The sequence below is a fragment of the Serpentinicella sp. ANB-PHB4 genome (assembly GCF_031432315.1).
In the GTDB taxonomy this organism is placed as follows: domain Bacteria; phylum Bacillota; class Clostridia; order Peptostreptococcales; family Natronincolaceae; genus Serpentinicella.
In genome coordinates, this window is sequence record NZ_JAVKGO010000018.1 from 21609 (window position 1) to 27985 (window position 6377).

Sequence of the window (6377 nt, forward strand, 5' to 3'; positions counted from 1 at the left end):
GGGGACAAATATGGAAATCAAAGTGTGTATAGGAAGTGCATGTCATTTAAAGGGAGCGTATGAAGTAATAGAGACCTTTAAAGCCTATTTAGCAAAACATGATTTGGAAAATACCATTGATCTAAAAGCATCATTTTGTTTAGGAGAATGCGGTACAGCCGTTTCAGTAAAAGTAGAAAATGAACAGGTTACAGCTGTAAAACCTGAAGCAGCAAAACAATTTATAGAAGCAGTTCATAGGAGGATCACTCAATGAACTTTATAAATTTTGATGAAGATAAATGTGATGAATGTTTTAAATGCTTGCGCGTATGTGAAACAAAGGCGATTTCATTTACAAAGAAAAGTCGTCACATAATTGATGATTTGTGTATAAAGTGTGGGATCTGTCAAATGCATTGTCATCAAGAGGCCTTAACAATAAATCTGGATATTAAAACCGTACAACAAGCCATTAAACAGGGAAAAAAGGTTATTGCATCTATTGCACCCTCCTTTGCCGGTGCATTTATTATGGAGTCACCTTATCAAATGAGCACTGCTATTAAAAAACTTGGTTTTTATGCTGTGGAAGAGACTGCTAGAGGCGCCGAAATGATTTCAAGGGAATATGAAAAGGAGATATCCCAAAGTACCAAGTCAAACATAATTACAAGCTGCTGTCCTTCAAGTAATTATTTAATAGAACATTATTTTAAAGATGCTGTTGATGCTGTTATAACGACAGTTTCTCCAATGTTAGCCCATGGGTATGACATAAAAGCTCGTCATGGTGAAGATACCTTTGTTGTATTTATCGGTCCATGCTTGGCGAAAAAAGCAGAGGCCCTTGAAATAACAGGAAGTATAGATGCTGTTATTACATTTAAAGAATTAGAAAAATGGTTGATAGAGGAAAAGGTTGAAATAGCAGATTTAAATCTAAGTAATTTTGATACCCCAACAAGCGAAAGGGGAAGGGCTTATCCTTTAGGAGGAAGCCTATGGAAAGAAGATTTGAAAACTCGGATCAATACAAATTACGAATATATACATATAGATGGCATAGAAGCCTGTAAGTTATTTTTAGAATCTGTTGAATCTAAAGAAATTTCCGGTTACTGCGCAGAATTAAATATTTGTAGTGGGAGTTGTATAAACGGACCTAATATGCCTGAACAGGCACCTAAACTTTTTAAGCGAATGCAGTTAGTAAAAGATTTTGTTCACGCAACTGCACCTTTTACCAAAAAGGAAAAAGAAGAACCATCCTATACACCTATTAATAAAGAGAAGCTACACAGGTCTTTTTCTTCAAAGCCTGTTAAATTAACAACAGTAAGCGAGGACCAAATAGAAGAAATACTATTAAAGATGGATAAGTATACAAAGCAAGATCAGCTTAATTGCAATGCCTGTGGTTATAGTACTTGTTATGAAAAAGCAATAGCAGTAGCCCAAGGGTATTCTGATATAAGCATGTGCTTAGACACCCTAAGAAAAAAAACAGAGGGTCTACAAAATATTATATTTGAAGCTAGTCCAAATGCCATTTGCATACTAAATGAAGATTTAGATATACAGCATGCAAATTTATCATTTAACAAGGTTTTTAACAAAGAAAGACACAGACTAGTGGATTGGCCAATTACATGTGTAATAGACGACCCTAACTTTGAGCAGATCATATCCGTGGAAGATAAATGTATTAGTAAAAAAATATATATTGCCTCCGTCGACAAAACATTTTACTTCAATTTAGTACGGGTAGAAGAGGCAGATACTTTGGTGGGCGTCTTTACAGACATTACCCAGTCTGAAAAGAATCGGGAAGAACTTGAACGAGTAAAAGTGGAAACAGTGACAACCTGTCAAGACGTTATAGAACATCAGATGAGAGTTGCACAGGAAATAGCGAGTTTACTAGGAGAAACTACGGCAGAAACAAAAGTCGGATTAAATAAATTGAAAAAACTAGTTTTGAGTGAGGGAGAATAGACATTATGACTTTAACAGGATTTATAGATGTCTCTTATCATTCAATTAATAAAAAAAATGAAGAGCTATGTGGAGATAAGATAGACATAATAAAAAAGCCAGATGGGGTAATCGTTGTTCTGTCCGATGGTTTAGGTAGTGGCGTAAAAGCAAATATATTAGCAACCTTAACAACTAAAATTATGGTCACCATGTTAAAAAGAGGCGAAAGCTTAGAAGAAACGATTAAGACAATTACAAACACTTTACCTATCTGTAGTATCCGAAACATTGGGTACTCAACATTTACCGTAGTAGATATAGACGAAGGCTTCAATGCCCAAGTTATTGAGTTTGATAATCCACCTGTTTTTATATATAGAGATAATAAATTGATGCCAATTGAAAGAACCCAAGTGAAAATTGGCGAAAAAAATATTAGGGTGAGTCATGTAAAGCTGGAGATCGGAGATCGATTAACCTTATGCTCTGACGGAGTTATTCATGCAGGGGTAGGGCACATTCTTAACTACGGATGGCAGTGGGAACATGTTGCGGATTTTTTAGCAGAACAAAAAACACCCTCAGCGGAAAAAATAAATAGAAGATTAATAGAAACCTGTAATGAATTATATAACGGCCTACCAGGAGATGATGCGAGTGCGGTTACCATAAGTATAAGAAAGGTAGAGCCGATTAATATCTTTACAGGCCCCCCAGAAGATAAGCGTAAAGACGCTGGTGCAGTCAGAAGTTTTATGCAACAAGTAGGGAAAAAAATTGTATGTGGTGGTGTAGCTGCGAAAATTGTAGCAAGGGAATTAGACAAAGAAATTATAACTAGTTTAAATTATATTGATCCAAAGGTTCCACCAACTGCAGATATAGAGGGAATAGACTTAGTGACAGAAGGTGTTTTGACATTAAAGATGCTCCTAGAAAAATTAAGAAAACTTAATACTTCTTGTGAAGATATTATTATTTACAAGGAAGATGGGGTTTCTAGGTTGCTAAAATTGATTATAGAAGAGGGAACACATATTTACTTTTGGGTAGGAAGGGCAATTAACCCAGCCCACCAAAATCCTGATTTTCCAAAGGATTTAAGTATAAAGACAAGAATTGTCAATGAAATCATTGAGGAATTAAGAAAAATGGGTAAAAATGTTGAATTAAATTATATAGACTAACTCTTGTCATACCGAACGAAGTGAAGTATCTATAAATATATTTAAAGAAAAGGTGAAGATTGATGAGAAATTATGAAAATCATGTGCAGAGATTTAAAAACAATGTTCTAGTAGAAGTTGCTAAATATGCCTTTGAAGGTACTTTAGATAAAAACTTAATGAAAATACCCTATACAGTAAGCCCAGGTCCAGATAGTCACTTCCGTTGTTGTATATATCATGAAAGGGCAGTAATTGCTGATCGTACCCACGTGGCACTAGGAGGAGATCCAAATATTGATGGTATTGTAGAAGTTCTACCTTCAGCTTGTGACCAGTGCCCTATTAATAAATATGTCATAACTGAAACCTGTAGAGGCTGTATTGCCAACCGATGTTTATCATCTTGCCCAGTAAAAGCAATTATGATTCAAAGAGGTCGGGCTGTCATTGATTATGATAAATGTATAGAATGTGGAAGATGTAAAGAAAGTTGTCCATTTAGTGCCATTGCTGACGTAATGAGACCATGTAAAAAAGCTTGTCCGACGGATGCTATTAAAATAGATAAGAGAAAAAATGCGATTATAAACTACGATAACTGTATTTCATGCGGCTCATGTGTTCAAAAGTGTCCTTTTGGTGCAATACAGGATAAATCACAAATTGTACCTGTCATTCAAGCGATAAAATCTAAAAAATCTTCAGTATACGCAATGGTTGCCCCTTCCTTTGCCACGCAATTTGACTATGCAGAACTCGGAAAAGTTGTAACCGGTATTAAAAAGATTGGATTTAGAGACGTAGTAGAAGTCGCACTAGGTGCAGATATGGTAGCAAAACATGAAGCAGAAGAATTGTTAGCAAATAAAGAAAAGGGAGAAATCCTCACAAGCTCCTGTTGTCCAGGGTTTGTTAACTACATAGATAATAAATACCCTGAACTAAAAAAACATGTTTCAAAGACAATATCACCGATGAAAGCAACAGCTAGACTTATTAAATCGATTGACCCAGAAGCAGTGGTAGTTTTCATTGGTCCTTGTATAGGGAAAAAATCAGAAGCGAAAAATGATGCATCTACAGATTTTGTTTTAACATTTGAAGAGTTAGCTGCTTTAATTCAATCGAAAGACATTGATTTAGAAAAGCTGGAAGCAGCCCCTCTTAATAACGCTTCCTATTATGGAAGAAAATTCGCAGCAAGTGGAGGCGTTAGTAAAGCAGTACTTCAATGTATAGAAGACAAAAGCAAAGAGCCAATCAAGGTAGAACTATGTGATGGAATAGAAGCATGTGATAAAACATTGCGATTAATTAAACATAATAGATTTGAAAAAGACTTTGTGGAAGGAATGGCATGCCAAGGCGGTTGTATAAAAGGGCCTGCAGTTATGCACTACGGACCTAAAGACTTAAAAACCCTAGAATCATACTCAAGCCTTGCCCATGAACCCGACTCAAAAGATGCTATTAGACATTTTGACGGACTTGACATACCACTAGAATAACTTATTTAACACCGAGATTCCTTCTTTTGTCATCCTGAGCTCGCGAAGGATCTCGATATTAAGCAGATGACCGAAGAGAAGTTTCGTGTCAGTCGCTTAGTTAAAAATGATTAATTTCTTACATTTGTTAGATCTAAAGAAATTAAAGAATTTTTAATACATATTTAAAATATTATTTCCTATCACCTAACCCCTATCCAACTATCCAGCTGCTTCTTCTGTCATTCTGAGCCTTGCGAAGAATCTCGGTTTTGACTTTGTTGTTACCATTAACTTAGATTCGAGATTCTTCACTGTCGTTCATAAGCAGATGACCGAAAAGAAGTTTCGAGTCAGTCGCTTACGCAGAGTGCAAGCAGATGACCGAAAAGAAGTTTCGCGTCAGTCGCTTACACAGAGGAGAATGACAATCCATTGATATAATATAAAGCATCTCGGTTTTGACTTTGTTATTTTGCTTTTCCTATTCCTTATCTCCTAACCAACTATCCAACTGACCAACTGTCCAACTAATATCGTCATTCTGAGCCCTGCGAAGAATCTCGATTTTGACTTTATTATTAATTTTGCTTTTCCGATCACCTAACCCCTATATAACTATCCAACTGATTCTCTTGTCATACTGAAAGAAGTGAAGTATCCGGTTTTAAATTGTTTTCATACCTATATTAAAAAACTATTGATAATTTTACCATAATACATATAATCTAATTATAGGATATCTAAATAGGAAAGATACTTACGGGGTTTAATACCTTAAAGTTTTCATTTCAAGGGAGGGTTGTATGTTGGAGATAATTGAAGTTTTACTCACAGGGCTTCTTTCAATAAGTTTGTTTGTCTTTTCAACATTTTTATTTCGGCAAAAGGGTCCCATTCCCACTACTTTCTACATGCTGGCAAAACCTGAAGAGAGAAAAAAGATGAGAACCAAGGAAGAGTATCGTTTTACTGGCATTGTGATGTTAACGCTGTCGGTTATATTTCTATTAGTAACCTTAGGAAATCTTTTTAATCTAAACTGGACTGGTAAAGGGACCATAATCCTGTCCATACTATTAGTCGTATATGTTATTGGATATAGCATTAAAGAAATTAGTAACTGGTAGGAATGTTACTAATTTGTGAAAGGATATAATTAAAATAGATCCTACGACATTATTGGGGGAAGATTCTATATGAAAAAAATTATTGTAATTGGACTGATGCTATTAGCCATAACTTTTCCATTTTTAAGGGGTTGCTATGATAGGGTAACAATACCTGAAAAAGTACTTGTAGTAGGGGCACAAACAGAGGAATTTTCTATTAGTACCGAAAGAGAGATTCGAGATCAAAATAAGGTAGCACAGTATGAAAGTCTACTAGAAGAAATAGACTTCGAAAGTAGTGAATGGGAACCAGAAACTTATCCCGACTTCGTACTGATGATAAACTATAAAGAAGGGTATTTTGTAGGTTTTCATCATATATGGATAGAAGAACAGGGCGGATATTTATTATTAAATGGTTCAAATGAGAATTTTACAGAGCTAACAGCTCAGCAAGTACAAAAATTAAAAGAAATCACTGAAGAGTAAGAGGCGAAGTGTCATAACGCTTATATCCTATGTGTATTAAATATAGAAAAGGATGACTATTACTTTAAATGAGTAAAATAGCCAGAGACTGTAAATAAATTTGTGCTTATTGAGTAAATAATAAAACTCAATCTGGCAAGAAATATTCAGTTGGATATAAA

The 6377-nt window shown here is 35.1% G+C and carries 6 protein-coding genes; all 6 read left to right on the forward strand.

Annotated elements, in window-relative coordinates; all coding sequences use genetic code 11:
* The first annotated feature begins 10 nt into the window (after positions 1–10).
* The 6 genes from RH915_RS10820 to RH915_RS10845 all read left to right on the forward strand — a co-directional run bounded on the left by RH915_RS10820 (position 11) and on the right by RH915_RS10845 (position 6216).
* Complete coding sequence (locus RH915_RS10820; protein ID WP_310479988.1) at positions 11–256, forward strand: (2Fe-2S) ferredoxin domain-containing protein; 246 nt, start codon at positions 11–13, stop codon at positions 254–256.
* Positions 253–1977 carry a [Fe-Fe] hydrogenase large subunit C-terminal domain-containing protein gene (locus RH915_RS10825; protein ID WP_310479989.1) on the forward strand — a complete coding sequence of 575 codons (1725 nt, stop codon included), beginning with the start codon at positions 253–255 and terminating at the stop codon, positions 1975–1977. Before RH915_RS10820 ends, RH915_RS10825 begins: the two co-directional genes overlap by 4 nt.
* A gap of 5 nt (positions 1978–1982) precedes the next feature.
* Entirely contained in the window at positions 1983–3146 is a 1164-nt protein-coding gene (locus tag RH915_RS10830) for a PP2C family protein-serine/threonine phosphatase (RefSeq protein ID WP_310479991.1), read from the forward strand.
* Between the two features lie 62 nt (positions 3147–3208).
* Positions 3209–4636, forward strand: a complete 1428-nt coding sequence (locus tag RH915_RS10835) for a 4Fe-4S dicluster domain-containing protein (protein WP_310479992.1) — start codon at positions 3209–3211, stop codon at positions 4634–4636.
* A 785-nt stretch (positions 4637–5421) separates the two neighbouring features.
* A complete protein-coding gene (locus RH915_RS10840) occupies positions 5422–5745 on the forward strand; it encodes a DUF3784 domain-containing protein (RefSeq protein WP_310479994.1) in 324 nt (107 codons plus the stop codon).
* Between the two features lie 69 nt (positions 5746–5814).
* Entirely contained in the window at positions 5815–6216 is a 402-nt protein-coding gene (locus RH915_RS10845) for a hypothetical protein (RefSeq protein WP_310479996.1), read from the forward strand.
* Positions 6217–6377 lie beyond the last annotated feature (161 nt).

Coding starts and splice junctions, on each gene's coding strand:
- RH915_RS10820 (WP_310479988.1), top strand. CDS start 11: ATGGAAATCAAAGTGTGTATAGGAAGTGCATGTCATTTAAAGGGAGCG.
- RH915_RS10825 (WP_310479989.1), top strand. CDS start 253: ATGAACTTTATAAATTTTGATGAAGATAAATGTGATGAATGTTTTAAA.
- RH915_RS10830 (WP_310479991.1), top strand. CDS start 1,983: ATGACTTTAACAGGATTTATAGATGTCTCTTATCATTCAATTAATAAA.
- RH915_RS10835 (WP_310479992.1), top strand. CDS start 3,209: ATGAGAAATTATGAAAATCATGTGCAGAGATTTAAAAACAATGTTCTA.
- RH915_RS10840 (WP_310479994.1), top strand. CDS start 5,422: ATGTTGGAGATAATTGAAGTTTTACTCACAGGGCTTCTTTCAATAAGT.
- RH915_RS10845 (WP_310479996.1), top strand. CDS start 5,815: ATGAAAAAAATTATTGTAATTGGACTGATGCTATTAGCCATAACTTTT.